The 20,954-nt window shown below is 68.6% G+C and carries 20 protein-coding genes; 6 read left to right on the top strand and 14 right to left on the bottom strand.

The genetic code is table 11. The features are described 5' to 3' along the window. Positions 1-81: 81 nt before the first annotated feature. On the top strand, positions 82-762 hold the full coding sequence (locus AB8K43_RS01130; protein ID WP_370890514.1) for a DedA family protein: 681 nt from the start codon (positions 82-84) through the stop codon (positions 760-762). A gap of 111 nt (positions 763-873) precedes the next feature. On the opposite strand, the gene AB8K43_RS01125 is transcribed toward AB8K43_RS01130, so the two are convergent. The 6 genes from AB8K43_RS01125 to AB8K43_RS01100 form a co-directional block, all read right to left on the bottom strand. Further along, positions 874-1,506 (bottom strand): response regulator, encoded by a 633-nt coding sequence (locus tag AB8K43_RS01125; protein WP_370890512.1) that lies wholly within the window; start codon positions 1,504-1,506, stop codon positions 874-876. Continuing rightward, on the bottom strand, positions 1,503-2,744 hold the full coding sequence (locus AB8K43_RS01120) for a sensor histidine kinase (protein ID WP_370890511.1): 1,242 nt from the start codon (positions 2,742-2,744) through the stop codon (positions 1,503-1,505). The genes AB8K43_RS01125 and AB8K43_RS01120 overlap by 4 nt, the downstream gene beginning before the upstream one ends. After that, positions 2,741-3,532: an ABC transporter permease gene (locus tag AB8K43_RS01115; protein WP_370890509.1), complete on the bottom strand. Its 792-nt coding sequence runs from the start codon at positions 3,530-3,532 to the stop codon at positions 2,741-2,743. Before AB8K43_RS01115 ends, AB8K43_RS01120 begins: the two co-directional genes overlap by 4 nt. Beyond that, entirely contained in the window at positions 3,529-4,428 is a 900-nt protein-coding gene (locus AB8K43_RS01110) for an ABC transporter ATP-binding protein (protein ID WP_370890507.1), read from the bottom strand. The genes AB8K43_RS01115 and AB8K43_RS01110 overlap by 4 nt, the downstream gene beginning before the upstream one ends. 108 nt (positions 4,429-4,536) lie before the next feature. After that, positions 4,537-5,238, bottom strand: coding sequence for a response regulator (locus AB8K43_RS01105; RefSeq protein WP_370890505.1), 702 nt, complete (start codon positions 5,236-5,238; stop codon positions 4,537-4,539). A 31-nt stretch (positions 5,239-5,269) separates the two neighbouring features. Further along, entirely contained in the window at positions 5,270-6,601 is a 1,332-nt protein-coding gene (locus tag AB8K43_RS01100; protein ID WP_370890503.1) for a sensor histidine kinase, read from the bottom strand. Between the two features lie 101 nt (positions 6,602-6,702). On the opposite strand from AB8K43_RS01100, the gene AB8K43_RS01095 reads away from it, so the two are divergent. Next, on the top strand, positions 6,703-7,878 hold the full coding sequence (locus AB8K43_RS01095; RefSeq protein WP_370890501.1) for a diacylglycerol kinase family protein: 1,176 nt from the start codon (positions 6,703-6,705) through the stop codon (positions 7,876-7,878). Here the strand turns inward: AB8K43_RS01095 and efeB are convergent, their stop codons facing one another. The 5 genes from efeB to AB8K43_RS01070 all read right to left on the bottom strand — a co-directional run bounded on the left by efeB (position 7,879) and on the right by AB8K43_RS01070 (position 13,201). Beyond that, positions 7,879-9,150, bottom strand: coding sequence for an iron uptake transporter deferrochelatase/peroxidase subunit (efeB, locus tag AB8K43_RS01090; RefSeq protein WP_370890499.1), 1,272 nt, complete (start codon positions 9,148-9,150; stop codon positions 7,879-7,881). Between the two features lie 11 nt (positions 9,151-9,161). Continuing rightward, the gene (efeO, locus tag AB8K43_RS01085) at positions 9,162-10,313 is read right to left on the bottom strand and encodes an iron uptake system protein EfeO (protein ID WP_370890497.1); all 1,152 of its coding nucleotides are present in this window, start codon (positions 10,311-10,313) and stop codon (positions 9,162-9,164) included. Between the two features lie 40 nt (positions 10,314-10,353). Then, complete coding sequence (efeU, locus tag AB8K43_RS01080) at positions 10,354-11,205, bottom strand: iron uptake transporter permease EfeU (RefSeq protein WP_370890495.1); 852 nt, start codon at positions 11,203-11,205, stop codon at positions 10,354-10,356. Between the two features lie 94 nt (positions 11,206-11,299). Next, positions 11,300-11,809: a gluconokinase gene (locus tag AB8K43_RS01075; protein ID WP_370890494.1), complete on the bottom strand. Its 510-nt coding sequence runs from the start codon at positions 11,807-11,809 to the stop codon at positions 11,300-11,302. Next, positions 11,810-13,201, bottom strand: coding sequence for a GntP family permease (locus AB8K43_RS01070; RefSeq protein ID WP_370890492.1), 1,392 nt, complete (start codon positions 13,199-13,201; stop codon positions 11,810-11,812). A 117-nt stretch (positions 13,202-13,318) separates the two neighbouring features. Here AB8K43_RS01070 and AB8K43_RS01065 point away from each other — a divergent pair, with 117 nt between their 5' ends. Beyond that, positions 13,319-14,011 carry a FadR/GntR family transcriptional regulator gene (locus AB8K43_RS01065; protein WP_370890490.1) on the top strand — a complete coding sequence of 231 codons (693 nt, stop codon included), beginning with the start codon at positions 13,319-13,321 and terminating at the stop codon, positions 14,009-14,011. Between the two features lie 13 nt (positions 14,012-14,024). On the opposite strand, the gene AB8K43_RS01060 is transcribed toward AB8K43_RS01065, so the two are convergent. Both AB8K43_RS01060 and AB8K43_RS01055 read right to left on the bottom strand, forming a co-directional pair. Further along, positions 14,025-15,446 carry an HAD-IB family hydrolase gene (locus AB8K43_RS01060; RefSeq protein WP_370890488.1) on the bottom strand — a complete coding sequence of 474 codons (1,422 nt, stop codon included), beginning with the start codon at positions 15,444-15,446 and terminating at the stop codon, positions 14,025-14,027. A gap of 10 nt (positions 15,447-15,456) precedes the next feature. Next, entirely contained in the window at positions 15,457-18,135 is a 2,679-nt protein-coding gene (locus tag AB8K43_RS01055; protein WP_370890486.1) for a hypothetical protein, read from the bottom strand. A 162-nt stretch (positions 18,136-18,297) separates the two neighbouring features. On the opposite strand from AB8K43_RS01055, the gene AB8K43_RS01050 reads away from it, so the two are divergent. Further along, on the top strand, positions 18,298-18,951 hold the full coding sequence (locus tag AB8K43_RS01050) for a VOC family protein (protein ID WP_370890484.1): 654 nt from the start codon (positions 18,298-18,300) through the stop codon (positions 18,949-18,951). A 9-nt stretch (positions 18,952-18,960) separates the two neighbouring features. On the opposite strand, the gene AB8K43_RS01045 is transcribed toward AB8K43_RS01050, so the two are convergent. Next, positions 18,961-19,476, bottom strand: a complete 516-nt coding sequence (locus AB8K43_RS01045) for a hypothetical protein (protein WP_370890482.1) — start codon at positions 19,474-19,476, stop codon at positions 18,961-18,963. Between the two features lie 50 nt (positions 19,477-19,526). Between AB8K43_RS01045 and AB8K43_RS01040 the strand changes: the two genes are divergently transcribed. Next, entirely contained in the window at positions 19,527-20,291 is a 765-nt protein-coding gene (locus tag AB8K43_RS01040) for a VOC family protein (protein WP_370890480.1), read from the top strand. A gap of 28 nt (positions 20,292-20,319) precedes the next feature. Beyond that, complete coding sequence (locus tag AB8K43_RS01035) at positions 20,320-20,946, top strand: hypothetical protein (protein ID WP_370890478.1); 627 nt, start codon at positions 20,320-20,322, stop codon at positions 20,944-20,946. The last annotated feature ends 8 nt before the right edge of the window (positions 20,947-20,954 follow it).

Raw genomic sequence — 20,954 nt, 5'->3', positions numbered from 1 at the left:
GGTCATCTCACATCGCGATGAGGCGAGGGCCACAGCGTGGGCGCGCCGGGCGCACAGGTTCGCCCCCTAGGCTCGCTCCTCATGAACTGGATGGACCCTGAGTGGCTGCTCAAAGAGTTCGGCAATGCCTTCTTTTGGGTATCGGTGGCGATCGTCTTCATCGAGTGCGGACTGCTCTTTCCGATCCTCCCCGGCGACTCCCTCCTCTTCTCCGTCGGGCTGTTCATCCGGCGCGGCGATGTCGATCTCCATATCGCGCTCGCCTGCCTCATCTTGTCGCTCGCGGCCTTCATCGGGAATGTGACCGGCTACGAGATCGGGCGCAAACTCGGTGAGCCGCTCTACGAGCGTGATGGCCGCTTCATTAAGCGTGAGTACTTCGATAAGACCAACGCCTTCTTCGACAAGCACGGCAACAAGGCCCTCGTCATTGGCCGCTTTGTCCCCATCGTGCGGACCTTCATCACCGTGGTCGCGGGCGTATCGAAGATGGACCGCAAGCGCTTCTTCACCTGGTCCGCGGTCGGGGCGGTCCTCTGGGCCACCGGCATCACGTTGATCGGGTACGCCCTCGGCTCCATCCCGCTCGTTCACGACAATCTCGAGGCCGCGATCCTGCTCATCGTCTTCGTCTCGGTGCTCCCCATGGTCTTTGAGTACTGGCGCCACCGCCGCCAGGGGAGCCACAGCCCGGCCGGCGAGGCAGTCGAGTCGGTCATCGAAGAAACGATCGAAGCGTCCGAAGACGTGGACCGCCCCTGACGCGCGCCCCACGTCCCCCTTCGCGACGCACCTGCTTAAGCACGGCCTCGTTGCTTACCCTCCAGGGTGAGCAACGAGGAGTTGCTTAAGCAAAGTCGGTACCGGCGGGGGTTAGCGCGCGAGGTCGATCAGCCCGTGCTGGTAGGCCGCGGTGACCGCGGCGGTGCGGTCACCGACGCCCAGTTTGGCGAAGGAGCGCTGGAGGTGGGTCTTGACCGTGGCTTCGCCGATGTAAAGCCGCTGGCCGATCTCCAGATTCGATAGACCTTGCGCCACGAGGCAGAGCACCTCACGTTCCCTGGCACTGAGGCTCGGCGGCTCCTGGCCCTCGCGGACGCGGAGGCGCTCGGCCACGGGTTCGGCGAGGACCGTCTCCCCCCGAGCCGCGGCGCGGATCGCGTCCGCGAGGTCCTGCGGGTGCGCGTCCTTCAGGAGATATCCCGACGCCCCGGCTTCGACCGCCCGCACGATATCGGCGTCATTGTCGTAGGTGGTCAGGATCAGCACTGCCGGGGGATCGGGCCGCTCCCGAAGCCGCCGGGTCGCCTCGGTCCCATCCAGGATGGGCATCCGCAGGTCCATCAGCACCACGTCGATGGGTTGCCTCGCGGCGATGGCGATCGCCTCGGCGCCGTCCGAAGCCTGCGCCACGACCGCCAGGTCTTCCTCGTCCCCAAGGATCGCGGCAAGACCGCTGCGCACGACCGGATGGTCATCGACGAGAAGGAGTCGAAGGGGGCTCACCGTGGTACCTCCATCGTCAACGTGGTCCCCTCGCCGGGGTTGCTCGTGATCTGGACGGCCCCATCGAGCCGACGCGCTCGCTCGGCGATCCCGTCCAGGCCGTATCCATCGCGCCGCGCTTCGGTGTCGTAGCCGCGCCCGTCATCCGCGATCCTCACGCGCACGACCTCGCGATCGGTGAGGTCGAGGCGCACCTCGACTCCCTTCGCCGCAGCATGACGCCGCACGTTGGATAAGGCCTCCTGCACCGCGCGCAGGATCACCACCTCGACCGTGCTGCCGAGCGGTTGGGGCTCGCCGATCAGGACGAACCTCGCGTCCAGGCCGCTTTCACGTCGGAGCGCGCCCGCCAGTCGATCGAGCGCCTCGGGCAAGGTCCGCGAGGTCAGATGCCCCGGAGTGAGTTCGGCGACGAGCAGGCGCGCCTCGCTCAGGTTGTCGCTCGCGGCCTGCTCGATCATCTCGAGGCGCTCGACGGCGGCCTCCTGATCCCCCTTCGCGAGGGCGCTTTCGGTGGCCCGCGCTAAGGCAATCACCGAGGTGAAACCCTGCGCCAAGGTGTCGTGGATTTCTCTGGCCAGGCGCTCGCGCTCGGCGTAGATCCCCTGGCTGCGCTCGGCAGCGGCGAGTTCGGCGCGGGTCCGACGCAACTCATCGATGGTCAGGGCGCGCTGGTTCGCTTCCTCGACGAGCCGGTTGATAAAGAGCCCAAGGAAGATCGCCGCAGCAAGCGAGAGGACCACCGTGACGCCGAGCTGGTTCACCATCTCTCGGTCGTAGCCGTGCGCCCGCCATTGCGCGAGACCGCCGCCGCACATCATCACGACGACAGCGGCGAGTGCGCCGGGGATGGGCAGGGCCGCCCATGCTTGGGGGATCAGGATGAAGGCGAGCAGCCACCCGGCGCCCGACCCGGTCACCCCGAGGATGACGAGGAGCGCAGCGATGCCGGTCGCCAGGTGAATCCATGCAGCCCTGCCGTCGCCGAGCAACCCGCGCCGACCGAAGACCACATACGACCCGACCAGGATCGATAACGCCGTGAGCAGGATGAGACGTCCACGGGCGTCGTCGATATCGATCAGCCCGATGACGCCGGTGATGGCCGTAATCGCACCGAAGGCGAGGTGCCAGCGGACCTGCTGTTCTTCCCACATCCGGTCCAACGCCGCTGCGGAAGCTCCCCCTTCGCTCGCATCGGGCGAAGGGGGAGCCGCACCTCCCCCGGGGTCGGTCACTGGCGCCTCGTCCAGCGGAAGGTCGTCGCGCAGATGATGAGGCCGACCATCGCCCAGGTGCCGAGGATGATCAGCGTGCGCCCCGTCTCCCACGCTCCAGCCATCTCCTGACCGGCCATACCGTCGGGGAAGAAGACCGAGCGCATCCCCTGGGCGATCCACTTCAGCGGGAAGATCGAGGCCGCCTGCTGCATCCATTCGGGCAAATCGTTGAAGGGGAAGTAGACCCCGGAGATGAACTGCAGGATCAGCGCGGGCATGATCACGATGGCGCCCGCGGTGCGCGCCGAGCTCGCCAGCGACGAGTACGCGATCCCAAGCGCGGTCCCGCCGGCGATGCCGAGCACGAACACCATGGCGAAGCGGCCCCATCGCTCGGCGTCAGTGGGCAGCTCGACGCCGTAGACGACCCGGGCGACCACGAGCAGCAGGCCGAACTGGATCAGCGAGGTGATCACCACCAGCCCGATCTTCCCCAGGAAATAGGCCAGCGGCGGCATGGGCGTCCCCCGCAGCCGTTTGAGGGTCCCGTCATCACGCTCGGTGGCCACCGATAGTGCCATCGTCTGGAAACTCGAGAGCAGCACACCGGCGGCGATCATCCCCGGCAGGAAGAAGCGGGCGGCCGTCATCTCGCCCGCGTCATCGAAGTTGCCCGAGAAGATCACCGCGAAGAGGGCGAGGAAGACGATGGGGAAGGCGAAGTTGAAGACCACCGCCTCCCACTCACGAAAATACTGCTTGAGCTCGAGGCGGGTGCGGTCCCACCCCAAGGCGACGGCGCTCATGCACGCGCTCCTGCCAGCGTCGAAGGGGTCGTCGAAGAGGTCTGCGCTGCGGTCCCAACCAGGCGAAGGTAGGTGTCTTCCAAACTCGGGCGGGTAATGGTGAGGCCCTCGATTTCGCCATCGGGCCGCGCGAGACGCGTGGCCACGTCGCGGACCACCGCGGTCGGGGTCGCGGTCTCGACCATGCGGCGCTCGCCCCCTTCCTCCCAGGACACCGTGGCGGCCGAACTGCCCCGGCCCCCAAGTCCTTCCGGGGTGTCGAGGGCGATGATCTCGCCGGCGGCAATCACCCCGAGTCGGTCCGCGAGATGCTCGGCTTCGTCGAGGTAGTGGGTGGTGAGCAGGATCGTCGTGCCGTCGTCGGCAAGGGAGTGGATCAGCCGCCAGAAGTCGCGGCGAGCCTGCGGGTCGAAGCCGGTCGTCGGTTCGTCGAGGAAGAGCAGCTCGGGCGATCCGATAATCCCGAGCGCGACGTCGAGCCGGCGGCGCTGCCCGCCGGAGAGATTGCGGATCCGGTCATCGGCCTTCTCGGTGAGACCGACCGCGTCAATCACCTCCTCTACGGGCCGCGGCCGCGAGTAGACCCGGGCCGTGCTCGCGAGGGCCTCTCGCGGGGTGAGCAGGTCCAGGCCGGTCGAGGTCTGCAGGACAATCCCAATCCGGTCCCGCCAGCCCCGATCGTCGACCGCCGGGTCATGGCCGAGGACGCGGACCTCGCCAGCGTCGCGGTCTCGGTATCCCTCGAAGATCTCGGTCGCGGTGGTTTTGCCCGCGCCGTTCGGGCCAAGAAGCGCGAAGGTCTCCCCGGCATAGACCTCGAGATCGATCCCCCCGAGCGCCACATGGTCCCCGTACACCTTGCGCAGCCCGCGGGCTGAGATGGCCACATCGCTCATGCCGTCCATCCTGGCCGACGGTGGCCCGCGCGGGAATCGGCCGTTCGGGGGATAGCCGCGCCCGCGTCGCCTCGATCTTCGTCCCTCGGCGGAGGCCGCGTGCGGCGTTTAATCCCCGGCGCGGACCAACCCGGCTTCGTAGGCGAAGATCACCGCTTGGATCCGGTCGCGCAACTGCAACTTCGCGAGCACATTCGACACGTGGGTCTTGACCGTCGCCTCGCCGATGAACAGCTCGGCCGCAATCTCGCCATTGGACCGCCCGCGCCCGAGGTGGGTGAGGATCTCGCGCTCCCGGTCGGTGAGCTGCGCCAGGGCGGGTGGCTCGATGGGTTGCGAGCCGGCGGCGGTCTTCTCGGGGGCTCCGCCGTCATCCGGCGCGGTGATCTGCTCGATGACCCGCCGGGTGACCTCCGGCGCTAGGAGCGCGTGCCCGTGACCGACGGCGCGGACCGCCTCGACGAACTGATCGGCCTCGGCGTTTTTCAGCAGGAAGCCGCTCGCCCCGGCCCGTAGGGCGTCAAAGAGATAATCGTCGCGGTCGAAGGTGGTGAGGATGACGACCTTCGCCAACCCCTCGGTGACGATCTGCTCGGTGGCAGCGATCCCGTCCATCACTGGCATCTGCACGTCCATGAGGATGACATCGGGATCGAGCTCACGGGCGGCGGTGATCGCCTCCGCCCCATCACTTGCCTCCCCGATCACGTCCAGATCGGATTCGACGGAGAGCATCATCGCAAACCCCGAGCGAATCAGTTTTTGGTCATCGACGAGCAGGATCCGAAGGGGGCCAGTAGCCGCGGTCATCGGCGATCTCCTTGGGCAGCGGGACGGTCGGTCATGAGGTCGGGCACTCATCCGTGGGGATCCGCAGCCGGACCCGGTAGCCACCCAGCGCTCGTGGGCCGATCTCGACGCTCCCCCCGTGGGACCGGGCCCGCTCGCGGATCCCGGTCTGCCCGAGCCCGCTGCCGAGGGTGCCTGGACGCGCGCGCCCTTCGTCGGTCACTTCCACCTCCGCATAGCGGGGTTGGACGCGAACCACCAGACGCGCGCTCGTGGCGGTGCTGTGCTTGACCACATTGGTGAGGGCCTCCTGGGCCGTGCGGTAGAGCGAGTGCCCGATCGCCGCCGGGACTGCGTCCATCGCTCGAGGGATGTGCTCGACGACATCGAGATCGACCTGCAGGCGTGGGGCATACGACGAGCCCAGTTCGGGGACCTCGGCGAGCCCTGGCATCGGCGCCCGATCAGGGCCCACCGGCGGATCGTCATCGGCCGACGCCGCCGCCCGAAGGGTGCCGAGCAGCCCCCGCATCTGGGTCACCGCCTCGCGGCTGGACTGCTCGATCTGCAGCAGCGCCCCCTTCGCCGCATCCGGGTCGCCGTCGAGTACTCGGCGGCCCGCCGCCGCCTGCACCCCGATCACCGCGACGTGATGGGCGACGACATCGTGCAGCTCCCGGGCGATTCGTAGCCGCTCATCGACCACCGCCTGATCGCGCAGCGAATCGGCCTGCGCCGCAATCGTGTCGGCCTGCTCCGCGAGGTGCGCCTGCTGGCGGGCGCTGCGCCACAGGGAGTTCCCCCAAAGGACCGCCCCGCCCCAGTAAACGATGTTGATCACGAAGGCGAGCAGGACCGCAGCGACCGGGGCGTCAAAGAGACCGATCCGCAGGTCGTCTGGAATCTGACGCCCGATCGCATTGCCGAGGGCAGCTTCCCAGGTGAGCCAGATGAAGTTGAAGGCGACGAGGGCCAGCATCACCTGAGCCATCCGGACCCGGCTGCGAGCCCAGGCCACACCGGAGAGGATCGCGACGAAGTAGACGACCTGCGTCGACAGCAGGCTCGCCATCAGTTCGTTAAACATCGAGATCGCGAAGAAGGTCGCGCTCACGACGACCGCGACGGTGAGCGGCCACCGGCGGCGGGCGACGAGCGGGACCACGGGGCCGACGGTGAGTGCCCATTGCCCCCAGACGGGCAACGGGACCTGGTCGAGACTGCCCACGCTGCGCATGAGTTCCAAGATGAAGAGGCTGAGGGTCGCGATCACCACGACCAGGGTGATGTCGCCCCTGTCGATCCGCCCACCGGGACGCTGCCACTCGTCGTCAAGAGCGAAGTATTCGCGCAGGCTTCGCACGATCGCGGACGGGGTGGGCATGACCTCACTCTATGAAGGGGGGCCGGTGACCGCCTCCCCCGCACGACGGAGCAAGGCCTCGGAGGCCGGTCGGACCCGCTCCGTCGGGTAGTTTCGGGGTCGTGTCCGGATCCTGGCCCCTCCTCTTCGTCGCTCTCGCGATCTGTTTGCTCCTCATCGGTACCGCTGCGTGGCTCGTGCTGAACGGCTCGACCTACGGCGCCCGCGGCGGTCGTCACGCGGCGACTCGGCCTCCGCGCTCGGCGTTCTCGCGGACGGCACACGAGCAGCCGGCGGCCAAGAAGCGGGCCGCCATCGTGATCAACCCGACGAAGTTCGATGACGTCGAGATCGCCAAGGCCGAGCTCACCCAAACCTCCCGCGACCTCGACTGGGAAGACCCCCTCTTCCTCGAGACGACCATCGAGCAGACCGGCGCCGAGCAGGCCCGCGAGGCGCTCGCCGAGAAGGTCGACCTCGTGTGTGCGCTCGGCGGCGATGGCACGATCCGAGCGGTCGCGAGCGTGCTCATGGGCACCCGGACCCCCATGGGACTCCTCCCCCGCGGGACCGGCAACCTCCTCGCCCGCAACCTCGATGTCCCCTTCGGCGATGTGACCGCTGGCCTCCGCGTCGCCTGCACGGGACGCAATCGGGCGATCGATGTCGCCTGGGTGGAACTCGATCCCGAGGTGGCCGAGGTGGATCTCGACGAGCGCGGCGCCGACGAGCCCGCCCCCTCCCCGGAGGTGATCACCGACGAGGCCGTCGCGACGACCGAGGTGACGCGCCACCCCTTCCTCGTCATGGCGGGCATGGGCTTCGACGCCGCGATCATGGACGGCACCAGCGAGGAACTGAAGTCGAGCGTGGGCTGGACCGCGTACTTCGTCACCGGGATCAGGTCGCTCTTCTTCGAGCGCTTCGCCGTGCGGGTCCGCGCCGACGGCTCTCAGATGCCGGCGAAGAAGGTCCGCACCGTCGTCTTCGGCAATTGCGGGACGCTCACCGGCGGCATCCAGCTGATGCCGGCCGCGCAGATCGATGACGGGGTCCTCGACTGCGTCTTCGTGGCGCCGAAGTCCCTCTTCGGCTGGTCCAAGCTGGCGGCGACCGTGCTGCGCAAATCCGAGAAGGAGACGAGCCAACTGACGCGATCGCGGGGCTCGGACTTCATCGTCGAGGTCGATGACCCCAAGCCGGTCCAGATCGACGGGGACGTCCTCGGCGAAGCCCGTCGCCTCCACGTCGGGGTCAACAAGCAGTCCCTCATCGTGCGCACGGGCGCCGGTCGCTGATCACCCGAAGAGTTGGGAGCCCCAGTCACTGGGGCGCGCGCTCGACCCATCACCGAGTCCTGGCGGGATGACGAAGAGGGCCGAGCCGGTGTGCTCGATGTACTCGTTCAGCAGATCGGCACGCGCGAGCGCCTGCTGCATCGGGACAAACTGACGATGCGCGTCCCGGCAGAAGGCGATGAAAAACAGGCCCGCGTCTAGGTGCCCTAGCCCATCGGTCCCGTCGGTGAAGTTGTAGCCGCGGCGCAGGATCTTCACGCCATCGAGGTTGGCGGAATGCGCGAGCCGCACATGCGCGGCCACGTCGATCCGCGGGTTCCCATCGGCGCCGCGCGCCTCGAAGTCAGGCTCGTCGAACTCGGCCCGCTGGCCAAGGGGCGCGCCCTCCCCCTTCGAGCGCCCGAAGACGGTCTCCTGCTCCTGCAGATGGGCCCGATCCCACACCTCGATGTGCATCCGGATGCGGCGCGCGACGAGGTACGAGCCGCCCGCGGCCCAGGACGCTCCGCCACTCACATCGGCCGGCGCGATCCAGACATGCTCGTCGAGACCGGCCGTGTCATCGGCGGTGATATTGGCCGTGCCGTCCTTGAAGCCGAACATATTGCGCGGCGTCGGCTGCTCGCGCACCGTCGATGAGGTCCGGCCGAAGCCGAGCTGGCTCCAGCGGACCGAGACCGCGCCGAAACCCATCCGGACCAGGTTGCGCACGGCATGGACGGCGACCTGCGGGTCATTGGCGCACGCCTGGATGCAGATATCCCCGCCGCTTCGCTTCGGGTCGAGTTGGTCGAGGGGGAAGCGAGGGAGGTCGCGCAGCGCCGCTGGGCGCCGCCCGGCGAGGTTGAAGCGGTCGAAGAGGGAGGCGCCGTACCCGATCGTGATGGTGAGCCCCGAGGGCGGCAGGTCGAGCGCCTCCCCAGTATCGGTCGGTACGCCGTACGGTCCGCCCCCGACCGCGCCGCCGGGCGTCGCCTCGGCTCCCGCCATCATCCGTTCGGCGGCGCGAGTCCACGCCGTCAGCAGGTCGCGCAGCTCCGCAGCGTCATCGGTCGTCACATCAAGCGCGACGAAGTGCATCCGATCCTGTGCCGCGGTCGTGATCCCGGGCTGGTGCGCGCCGCGGAAGGGGTGCAGCACCTCGGTGGGGTCACCGCCGGACGTGGGCGCCGCGGGCGCCTTCGCATCCCGGCCGAGGAACCCGACGCTGGCCGCGAGCCCGCCGGCGATGGCGGTCCCGGCCGCCGTCCCGACGAGTCCGCGACGGCTCACCCCTTCGGCCATCACTTGGCCTGGGCGACGACCGAGGAGACCTTCGCGACCTCTTCGGAGAGAGCATCCAGGGCGTCGGAGAGTTCCTTCACCTCGCTGGTGGACAGGTCGGTGTAAAGAGCCCAGCCGTCATCGGTGCGGTGCTGCTCGAGCGCGGTTTCTAAAGCCTTGGTCCGCTTGTCGATCGTCGCCACCAGATCCGGGTCGTTCTTGGCGAGATACGGGCGCAGGGTCGCGATCGCGGCCTTGGACCCTTCGAAGTTCGCCTGGAAGTCCCAGAGGTCGGTGTGGCTGTACCGCTCCTCCTCGCCGGTGATCTTCCCGGTCGCGATCTCATCGAGCAGCGCCTTGGACCCATTCGAGAGCTGAAGGGGGTTGAGCTCAACCTTCTTCGCGAGGCCCACGAGCGTCGTCGTGTCGGCGAGGAGCTGATCGGCGATCTCGTCGGAATCGTCCTGCAGCCCGTCCTTCCAGAGGTCGCGCTCCAGGCGGTGGTAGCCGGTGAACTCCATCCCGTCATCGATCACGTCCTCGCGGCCGTCGATCTTCGGGTCCAGGTCGCCGAAGGATTCCGCGACCGGCTCGATGCGCTCCCAGTACGACCGGGCCGTCGGGTAGAGCGCCTTGGCCCCGTCGACGTCCTTGGCCTTGACCAGGGTGACGAACTTCTCGGTCTCGGTGAGGAAGGCGTCGGCCTGGCTGTTGACGTACCGCTGGTAAGACGCGGTGGCGTCCGTAAGCAGGGCATCCTCGGTCTTCGGCGCCGCCGACGCCCCAGTGACGGTGAAGGGGGCGCGGATCCCCTGCCCGACCATGCCCGGCTTACAGGCCGTCTCATACGTGCCGGGCTCGGCGACCTGGACATGGAAGGTGCGGGTGAGCCCGGGGCTGATGTTTTCGACCTCGCCCATGATCCGATCGCCTTCGGCGTAGACGTAGAACTCGTTGACCTTGCTGCCCTTGTTGGTCACGGTGAACTCGATCGTGCCCGCCGGCGCCTCCGCGCGCGCCACCTCGCACGCGTCGTCGGTGGCCTTGACGGCGATCGCCCCCTTCGCATCGCTGGAGGCCTTGTCCTCGGTGAGCCCGCAGCCGGTGAGGGCGAGCGCGCTGACGGCGATGAGGGCGGGGGTGGAGCGAAGGGCGGTGCGCGTGCGGTTCATGAGGTGCTCTCTGGAGTCGGTGGGATCGGTGGCGGGAGGCTCAGGCGGTGGCGGTGCTCGCCGGCGCAGCCTCGCGGGCGGGCGCAGCCGGAGCGGCGGGCTTTAAGAAGAGCGGTAGGACGATCGCGATATAGGTGGTCCAGGCGATCGCCTGCAGCCAGGTGGTCGCGGGGGTGAAGTTGAAGATCCCCTTCAGCAGCGCGGCGTACCAACTGCTCGGGTCGATCACGTGGCTCACGTCGAAGGCAAGGTTGTTCAGGCCCGGCAGGACCGCCGCCTCCTGCAGGTCGTGGATCCCGTAGGCGAGGATCCCGGCCGCCACGATGACGAGGAAGACGCCGGTCACCTTGAAGAAGACGGCGAGGTTGATCTTCAAGGCACCGCGATAGATCAGCACGCCGAGGACCACGGCGGCGCCGAGCCCGATCACCCAGCCGAGCATCGGCGCCCAACTACCCGCGCCCGCCGCCTGGGTTGTCGCGTAGAAGAAGATGGCGGTTTCGAGGCCCTCGCGCCCGACCCCGAGGAAGCCCACGGTGGCGATGGCGATCGGCCCCAGCTCGATCGCGCGATCGAGTCGGCCCTTGAGCTCTCCAGAGATGGACCGGGCGGCGGACTTCATCCAAAAGACCATCACCGTCACGAAGGCGACGGCGAGGATCGAGGCGGTCCCCCCGATCAACTCCTGGGCCTCGAAGGTCAATTGCCGCGTCCCGAAGGTGAGGAGGGCGCCGAGCGCGACCGACAGCGCGATCGCGACGGCGACACCGGTCCAGACCCACTTCAGCGCCCAGGTGCGCTCGGTCTTGACGAGAAAAGCGATCAAGATGACGACGACGAGAGCCGCTTCGAGGCCTTCGCGCAGGCCGATGAGCGCATTGCTGACGAGCATGGGCGAGGTCCTTTGATCCCGGCATTTTTCTGGTGGCATGTCGGGGCGATTTCACCTCGGCGAGGTTAAGGTAAGCCTGACCTAAGTTCTGCTGTCAAGTCGTCACGAACTCCTGCGCCGCGGCCACCAACTCCTCCGGCGAGCGGCCGACGTCGAAGACGATGCCGTGCTCATCGGGCTCGAGGGCCTCCAGGGTCTGGAGCTGAGAACGCAGCAGGCTCGCGGGCATGAAATGCCCGATCCGGTGAACCATGCGCTCGCTCAGCAGCTCCAGGCTGCCATCGAGGTGGATGAAGATCAGGTCGGGGAGCCCTTCGCGCAGGATGTCTCGATACCGCCGCTTGAGCGCCGAGCAGGTCATCACCGAACTGCGGCCGGCCACATCCTCAGCCTGCAGCCAGCGCGAGAGCGTGCGCAGCCACGGTTCGCGGTCCGCATCGGTCAAGGGGATCCCCGCGGACATCTTCTCCACGTTGGCGCGGGGGTGATAGTCATCGGCCTCGGCGAAGGTGTAGCCAAGCCGCTCCGCGAGGGTCGCGGCGAGCGTCGTCTTGCCCGAGCCGGAGACTCCCATGACGACAATGTGCTGGGGCGACGCAGCCATCTAGAGCACCAAACTGAGCGCGAAGGCGAAGGCGAACCCGATCCCGCCGAGCAGGGTCTCCATCACCGTCCAGGTCTTCAAGGTGGTCTTCTCGTCCATCCCGAGGAAGCGGCCAACGAGCCAGAAGCCGGAGTCGTTGACGTGCGAGAGCACCGTCGAGCCGGCAGCGATGGCGATCACGATCAGGGCGAGGTCCAGCTCGGTCAGGCCCGAGGTCGCCGCGATCGCCGGCGCCATCAGACCCGCGGTCGTGGTGAGCGCGACGGTCGCCGAACCCTGCGCGACGCGCAGCGCGGTCGCGACCACGAAGGCGGCGACGATGATCGGAAGCCCCGTGTCCTCCAGGCTGGACGCGAGCGCCTGACCGATGCCACTCGCCCGCAAGACCGACCCAAACATCCCGCCCGCGCCGGTCACCAGAATGATCGCGCACACGGGAGCGAGCGCATCGTTGAAGATCTTCTCCACCTCGGACTTCGTCCGACGCGGCCAACCGAGGACGACCATGGCGTAGAGCGAGGTGATGAGCAGGGCCACCGGCGTCTTACCGACGAGGCGCAGCGCCTCGACCCACGCCAGGTCACCTTCGACGAAGCCCGCCGTGATGGCCGTATTGAGTCCGGTGTCGAGGAAGATCAAGATCATGGGCAGCAGCAGGATCGACAGTACGAGCGCAAAGGACGGCGGGTTGCCGACCGGCTCGTCGTCGGCGCTGCCCCCGAGAAGGGCGGGAATCGGCAACTCGAAGCGCTTGCCTGCGTAGAGGCCATAGAGGTACGACCCGAGGAACCAGGTCGGAAGGCCGATGGCGAGGCCGACGAGAAGGACCAGCCCGAGGTCGGCCCCGACGAGTTCTCCGGCCGCTACCGGGCCGGGGTGCGGGGGGACGAAGGCGTGCATGACGGCGAAGGCACCCGCGGCCGGCAGAGCGTAGGTGAGCACGGAGCCGCCGAAGCGACGAGCGACGCTGAAGATGATCGGCAGCATCACCACCAGGCCGGCATCGAAGAAGATCGGGAAGCCAAAGAGCAAGGAGGCGACACCGAGGGCGAGCGGCGCCCTCTTCTCCCCAAAGCGGGCGATCAAGGTATCGGCGAGGACCTGAGCACCGCCCGTCACCTCGAGCAGCCGGCCGATCATCGCGCCCAAGCCGACGAGGAGGGCGACGGCGGCGAGAGTGGAGCCGAACCCGTCGAGCATCGTCGGGACGATCTCGGCCACCGGCACCTTGGTCGCGAGCGCGGTCAGCAAGCTCACCAGCACAAGCGCGATGAAGGCGTGAACCCGCAGGTAGATGATCAGCCCGAGGAGCAGCAGGACGGCGCCGACGGCGATCCCCAGCAGAACTCCCGAGCTATAGGCCGGTTCGGGCACGGCGTCGACGAACACCATTGTTCGCCCCTCCTTCTTTGGTGGGATTTATCACTTCATCATGGAGTAAAGATGTCATCTTTGGCAAGAAATCGTTCAAAACCCGGATAGCCGCCCGGGCAGGGCACACTTAAACCCATGAGTAAGCCTGGCCTGCACGATGCGCTCTTGCGGCGCCTCGGCGACGATCTCGTCACCGGCGAGCTGGCTGCCGGGACCGTCCTCACGATGGAGCAGATCGAAGACCGTTACGGCGTCTCGCGCACGGTGGTCCGAGAGGTCATCAAGGTCTTGCAGTCTCTCGGAGTCGTCACCTCACGTCGCCGGGTCGGCATCACCGTGCAGCCCGAGCACGCGTGGGAGGCGCTCAGCCCGGTCATCGTTCAGTGGCGCCTCGATGGACCTCGACGACTCGATCACCTGCGCGAGATCAGCGAGTTGCGCCGTGGCATCGAACCCGTGGCCGCCGCCCTCGCCGCGCAGCGCGCGAGCCGGGATCAGATCGAACGTCTGCGCGCGGCCGTCACCGGCATGTCGGTGACGGGACCCGCCGGGGACCTCACCGCCTACCTGGCGCACGATGTCGACTTCCACCAGTGCCTGCTCGAGGCCAGCGGGAACCCGATGCTCGCTTCGCTCACCGGCCTCGTCAAGGAGGCCCTCACGGGGCGGACCACGCACGACCTCATGCCGGCAACCCCCGAACCGCAAGCGATTGCCTGGCACGTCGAGATCGCCGCCGCGGTCGGTGCTGGCGATGCGGTGCGGGCCGAAGAGGCAGCGCGCCTCATCGTTGAAGAGGCGCGTTCGGCCGTCGAGGACCTGCGCTAAACCGCAGGGACTATTAACCGTCCCAGGCGAAGGCCCGGTCCTCCGGCGGCACGACACCGCTTGGGTAGGTCTCGGCGAGTTCGGCGAGCGACGGCCGTTTGCCCGATCGAGCCTCCTCCGGGAGGAGCTCGCTGATCGCCGCCATGATCCGGCGGGTGTCCGCGGGCGCGGAGCGCAACTTCAGCTCGACGGGCTCACCGATCCGGACCGTGATGTGCGGCGGGTCGAGCAGGCTCAGCATGTTGGGCATGGCGGCCGAGCGCGGCCAGACCTGTTCGGTCCCCCACACGGCGAAGGGGATGACCGGAGCCCCGGAGAGTTTGGCGAGCCGGGCCGCGCCGGTGTGTCCCTTCAGGACCGGGTCGAAGAAGTCCGGCCCGCGCGGGATCGTGCCCTGCGGCATCACTCCGACAAGCTCGCCGCCGCGCAGGGCCATCGCCGCGGCCGTGAGCGGATCGGGCGCATCGGGGTCGTCGTGCTGACGGTCGACGCTGATCCCCCCACCGGCTCGCAGGATCGACCCGACCAGCGGGACATCGAAGAGTTCCTTCTTCGCGAGGAAGCGCCCGGTCCGCCCCGAGCGCCCCATCGTGAGCATCATCGTCGCGAGGTCGAAGTAGCTGCGGTGATTGCCCGCCATGATCGCCCCGCCTACTTCGGGGACGTTCTCCAAGCCCTCGATATGGAAGCGCGCGAACGGGAAGGTCTCCGGCCGCGAGAGCATCATCCCGATCTGCTGGAGTTCCAGGTCGATCAGCGGGAGTTTGATCACGCCCGGCAGCGTGTCGAAGTAGAGCACCGGCCAGCGCTTCAGTGCCGCGACCGGGAGCAGCCGCGGGTCGGGGTTCACCGCTCCGGGATTCCCGACCGCCGACAGCAGCGGGAGATCGTAGATGGAGTCGGAATACGCGAAGCTCTCGGCGAGATCGACGTTGTGCTCCCGTGCCCAGTCCTTGACCGCCGCTAACTTGCCGGTCGACCAGACGAAGGGGCCATCGATCCCCCCGGTGTACCGGCCCTTCTTTACCGTGTACCGCGTCGCGATCACCTCATCGAGACCAAGTCGCTCGGCGAAGGGGCGAATCAGATGCTCGGGGGTCGTCGTCGCGAGCACCACCGGGCGCCCGGCTGCCCGGTGCTCCTCCAGGAGGGCGTGAGCGAAGGGCTCGACCCGCTCGGCGAGGCGCTCGCCGGCGAGTTCGGCAGCCTCATCGAAGGCCCCGACCTCCCGCCCACGCGCGACCAATACCGCCTGGCGGGCGAGCGCAATGGAGGGCAGCGTCTCCCCGAACCAGTTGAACACCCCAAAGAGCAGACCCTCGAGCGGGAGCTTCGCGCTCACGACCCCGACCTCACGCATCGCCTCGCTGAGCACGGGCCCGGACGCGTGCCGGAGCAGGGTTCGGTCGAGATCGAAAAAAGCAGCGCCGCTCATGGGGGGAAGGCTACCGACCAGTTCGGACCCGCACGGCGCCGTCCAGAACGGGTGTGCGCAGGGTCATCTCGCTGGTCAGACGCACCCTCACCCGCCGCGGTGTGCCATCGATGCTGCGCGTCGTCGCCATCTCCACCCGCGCCGAGCGACGTCCCGGCTCGATCACCACGACCTGCTTGGCCTTCGCCCGCGCCAGTGGGGTCGCCGAGGACTTCACGCCCCAGTCCGCCCGCGAACTGGCGGTGAGGTCACGGCCGCGAAGGGGGCGACCCGGCACCTCAATGGCCGCGGCCTCGATCGTGATCGTCCGACTCGACGGGCGATCGCTGCGGACCGTCCAGCGCATCGTCCCGCCGGGGGTGACGCTCACGCTCCGCGGGTCGACGGTGAGGACGGGGTCGGGATCGTCATCGACCACCGTGACCGTCCTGCTCGCGGTACGCACCGTCGCCGCACCCCGCGTCTCGATCGCCACGACGAGATCGTGGTCGGCGTCGTCGGTCGTATTGCCGGGGATCCGGACCGGGACCTTCGCGCTCGTCTGCCCGCGGCGCAACGAGACCCACTTCGTTTGACCGCTGTCGCCCGATCCGGGCTCCGAGGTGGTGACGGCCATCTCGACGTCAGCGGTGAGCGGACGATCGATGGTGAGCGGCATGTCGACCCACCGGACCGTCGAGCCCTCCCGCACGCGCGGAAGCGTGCCGAGGGAAATCTTCGGCGCGGCCTGAGCCGAAGGGGTCGACCCCGCGACCAGCTGTAGATCGAGCAAGACGACCCGCGCAGCCCCCTTCGTGCTCACGATTTCGACCGAGGTGATGCGGCGGAGGTCGACCTTCTTCGTCGTGAGCGGGATCCGAAGCGCGCGGCCCCAAGCACGCTCCGCGACGGCCTCGCTCCCGGCGCGGTACGGCAGCGAGCGCAGGACCGCTCCCCGATCGGGGGCGATGGTCGTGGTCCGGCCGCGGGCATCGGTGAGGCGCACGGCAAGGCGCGCTTCGCCGCGCGGGCCCCGGACGATCACGCGCCCTTCGAGGGCCGATCCCGAACTGAGATCGGTCGGGCGGGCCAGGGTGATCCCCCCGCGGTCGCCGGTCCGACGGAGGTTCACGCTGAGGGCATTGCCATCGCGTCGTCCGAGTCCGGCCCAGTGCGGCTGACCCTGTCCAGTGGCCTCGGGGGCGCAGTTGACGCCGCCGCAGCGCTTGGCGACCCCGCGGGGGCTGCCGACATCGCGCTGTCCGGCGGTGAGGCCCTGCCAGATCGGGGTGCTACCGCCGCCGACGGAGGTGACCACCATCCCGCGCACGCTGCTACCCGTGGGGTATCCGCGCTTGCCGGTCAGCGAGGGTCGGATCGCCGCGCCCTCGGTGAGGAAGCTGTCGGCTGCGTCGAGGATGTAGCCGGCACCGACCGAGCGCTGCGCCGAGGAGGAGATTCGTTGCGAGCGGCGGCAGTCGGTGTTTTGCCCATCATCGACGGAGGGCGCCTTGGAGAGGCCGGGCGTCCACTCGGTGTTGAACGAGTTGTGATTCGCTCCGGGGACCCGCACCGAGGTGTGCAGGGCCGCGCCCGGCCCGTACGCGAGCGCCGCGTCGGTGAAGCGCTGGCCCATCCAGTTCGTCACATCCCCGTCGCACGCGGGAAGGAGGGTCAGCGTCGGCGTCGTCGGGGCGGTTTGCCGGAAGAAGTTGGTCGGCGCGAGCAGGACCAAACCCTTGACCTGCCAGGGATCCGAGCCGGTGCTGTCGACGGTCGCCTGGTTGACACCGTCACCGCCGCGGCTGTGGCCGACGAGCAGCGTCCGGGAGAGGTCGTAAGCGCTCAGTCCGCGCCCGGACCACGGCGCCGTGGCCCCGCCCTTCCAGGCGGCGAGCCGCTGCAGGTGCTCTCGCACGACGAAGGAGCGGGCCGAGTTGCCGTAATCCCAGGTCGTGACGTCATCAAGGGCGTTGACCGCGTTGGCATCGATCGAGACGGTGACGTACCCTCGCCCGGCGAGGACGCGCTGCGCGTAGTCGTAACCGAGCAGTGACGGGACCGGCTTCTCGCCCTTCGCACACGGCCACGGCGGGGCCTCGACGTCCTCCCTCGGGCCGTAGCACGCCTCATGTCGACCGTGCAGGAAGAGGACCACCGGCCGTGCGCCCGGCGCCCCCTTCGGCGCAACGACGTGGCCCTTGAGGGGCTGGCGACCCTTCAGCCCCGGGACCGCGACCTCCCCGAGGTCGTAGTCGGCCGACGCGACGTCGTAGCGCTTCGGCGCGACCGCCGGCGGCGCCACGCTCGGCGGAGTGGCGCTCCCCGGGACCAACGCCGGGAGGTCCGCGAGGGGCGTCTCACCCGAATACACGGCCAGCCCGGAGAGGTTGGCCGGGAGGCCATCGGCGGGGATCACGACGGTGCCCGCCGCCGTCAGCTGCGCGGGGATCTCGGTGTCGCCGATCCTCGCGGTGATGGCGGCCGAGCGTGCCGGGACCGGGGCCTTCGGGGTCCATTCGAGACCCGGGCGCCCATCCTCCAGGGTGGTGTTCGACCAGCCCGGTGGCAGACCGGTGGAATCGGGAGCCGTGGTCGCGCTTGCCCCCGGCGCAGGAGTCGGGTCGGCTGTCGCCACCGAACCGGAGGCACCGATCACGGCGGTCGCCGTGGTGAGGACAAGGAGCGCGCGCAGGGGCCGCAGGTTCATCGCGTCACACGTCTTTTCTACTCAAAAATTCACGCGGGCCCGCGGGCCACCGGCACCCGGGCGTCGAGTCCGACGCTCTCGCCTCGTCCTCGACTCTCAAAGACGCCGAAGCACCCGGACCGGTTCGCTCAACGTGACGGGGATCACCCCTACGGTTCTCCTATGGCTACCGAACGGCTGACCGGCCCGCAGATCGCACAGGCGGATCTCGCCCATTGGCGACTCGTCGGGCGCCACCTGCGCACCCGCCTCCTCACCACGGACTTTGCTCGCGGGCTCGAGGTCGTGACCGCGATCGCCGCCGCGGCCGAAGAGGCACACCATCACCCCGATCTCGACCTGCGCTACGGGCACGTCGATATCGCGCTACGCAGCCATGACGTCCGTGGGATCACCGAGCGCGACCTCGCTCTGGCCCGTCGGATCGACCAGATTGCCGCCGAGCTCGATGTGGCCAGCGAGCCGAGCGCGCCGCAGGAGATCACGATCGCCCTCGACACCGACGACATGGCGCGGCTCGCCCCCTTCTGGTCCGCCGTCCTCGGGTACGACCAGGATCCCGACGAGGACGACACCCTGCTGCCTCGAGTGGGTCACTCGCCCGTGGTGTGGTTCCAGCCGAGCGAAGCCCGACCCGGCCGCGGGCGGATCCACCTCGACCTCTATCTCCCGCACGATCAGGTCGAGGAGCGGATGGCCGCGGCCCTCGCCGCTGGCGGGCGTCTCGTGACCGACGATTTCGCCCCGAGTTGGTGGGTCCTCGCCGACGCCGACGGCAACGAGGTGTGCCTGTGCACCTGGCAGCCCCGCGACTAACTCCAGCGCTTACTCGACGGAGTGCTCTCCGCCGAAGTCGATGTACCACTGACCGTCGCTCTTGACGAGGGGGACCTCCTCGGGCTGGCCCTGGTAGGTCGTCTTGACCCGCGCGATCGTCCCGTCCGCGGACATCACCGTCTCGCCGATCTGGAGGTCCTTCGCGGCGAAGTCGAAACCTGCGGGCCCTTGCTGCTCCGCCTTCATCGCTGCGGGGCAGTCGGAACCGCTGAGGTCCTCGACGACCTTCTTGTAGGTCGGCGTGATGAGCTCGCAGATCGTCGCGTAGTCCCCCTTCGACGCCGCAGCGGCATAGCGGCGGACTAGCGCGGCCGGCTCGCCACCGGAGGTGAGCGTGCGCAGCGGCGGCTCGCTGGACGTGGGGGCGCTTGGAGCGCTCGGGGAAGAGGTCGCGTCCGCCGTCGTCTCGGCGCTCGAGCAGGCGCCGACGAGGAGCGCAGCCGCCAGGGCGAGTGGCGCGAGGGCGCGCCGGGGGGATCCGGTCGGGGATAACGAGACGGTCATGGGGCCAGTCTGCCTGCCGCTCGTGGGCAATCCCCCTTACGCTCGTGGTCATGGCGCAAACTCGGACCGGAGCACCCGCATGGGTGGAGTTGCTCACGACGGACTTGGAGCGTGCCGGACGGTTCTACTCCTCACTCCTTGGGTGGTCGACCGCTCGGGGGCAGATCGACCCCCGATATCTCGAGTGTTCGACCGCTGCCGGAGCGGTCGCGGGCATCTTGGAGAAGGTGCCCGACGATGAGCCGATGGCCGATGTGTGGACCGTCTACCTGCGCACGACCAACCTGGAGCAGTCCCTGCTCGCTGCGGAAAACGCCGGGGCCGAGGTTGTCGTCCCCGCCACCGTCAGCGGTGACCTCGGACGCTTGGCCGGGGTGATCGGGCCAGCGGGTGCCTACGTCGGTCTGTGGGAACCAGGCACCTTCGAGGGCACCGAGGGGATCGGCACTCCCGGATCGCTCGCCTGGGGGGAGTTGTGGACCCGCGCCTTCGATGCCGCGATGACCTTCTACGACCAAGCCTTCGACTGGCCGGTTGTGCTGCACGAAGACGGGACGCATCGTCCCCGCTATGCCACCCACGGGGCGGGCCATGACGCCGCGGTCGGCATCCTCGATGCTGCCGATCTCCTCGGACCTCACGACCCATCGCATTGTGTGGTGTACTTCGCGGTGTCTGACCTTGACGCGTCCCGGGCTCGGGTCAGCGAGCTCGGCGGGACAGTGATTGGTGAGCCGATCGACACGATGGTGGGGCGGGCGGCGGTGTGCCGCGACGACCAGGGCGCCTCATTCCGCCTCGCCGAGTATGCGTAGGACCCCTTCACATGTCGACGGTCAGCGCGTGACCCAGAATCCGCCGCCCCTACAGCCCGCTGAGGGGGTCCGCCGCGACCGACGTTTCGGACCGGTCGCCGTGATCATCGCCCTGGTGGCCGTCATCGGCCTCATCCTGCTCGCCCTGACTGGGGTGACCGCGGCGATCATCATCAACCAGTCCCGGGCGACGCCCAGCGACCCGTCAACCGTTGGGACACCCAGCGACTTCCCGTCCTCGACCGAGCCACTGCACATCTACCGCGGTCCGGCGACGCCGCAGCGGATCGGCGATCTCGAGTACTCCATCACCTCCGTGCGCGCCGGGGTGCCGAAGGTGCTGACCAGCCAGGACGGCGAGCGCACCGTCTACACCGCCGACGTCGAACTCACCGTCACCAACCTCGGGGGTGACTCGGCGCTCGTCCCCGCGGACCGTTTCCGGCTGCTGGCCGAGGGCGGCACGAGCCCCCTTCCCCGGGAGGACCCCATCCCCATCTTCCACGGCGAGGGCTACTTCGCCGACCCCATCGCCGCCCACAGCAGCGCCACCGGGCTCGTCGGCGTCGACCTGCCCGAGCAGTCGACACCTCTTGGGGCCGTCGTGATCCTCGATGACAATGGTGCCGCCCACACCTTCGACCTCACCCCCTAAGAGATGGC

Source organism: Janibacter sp. GXQ6167, from assembly GCF_041365945.1.
Lineage (GTDB): Bacteria > Actinomycetota > Actinomycetes > Actinomycetales > Dermatophilaceae > JBGFSK01.
Note: the sequence above shows the minus strand (reverse complement) of the source record. Positions and strands in the feature narration are given on the sequence as shown.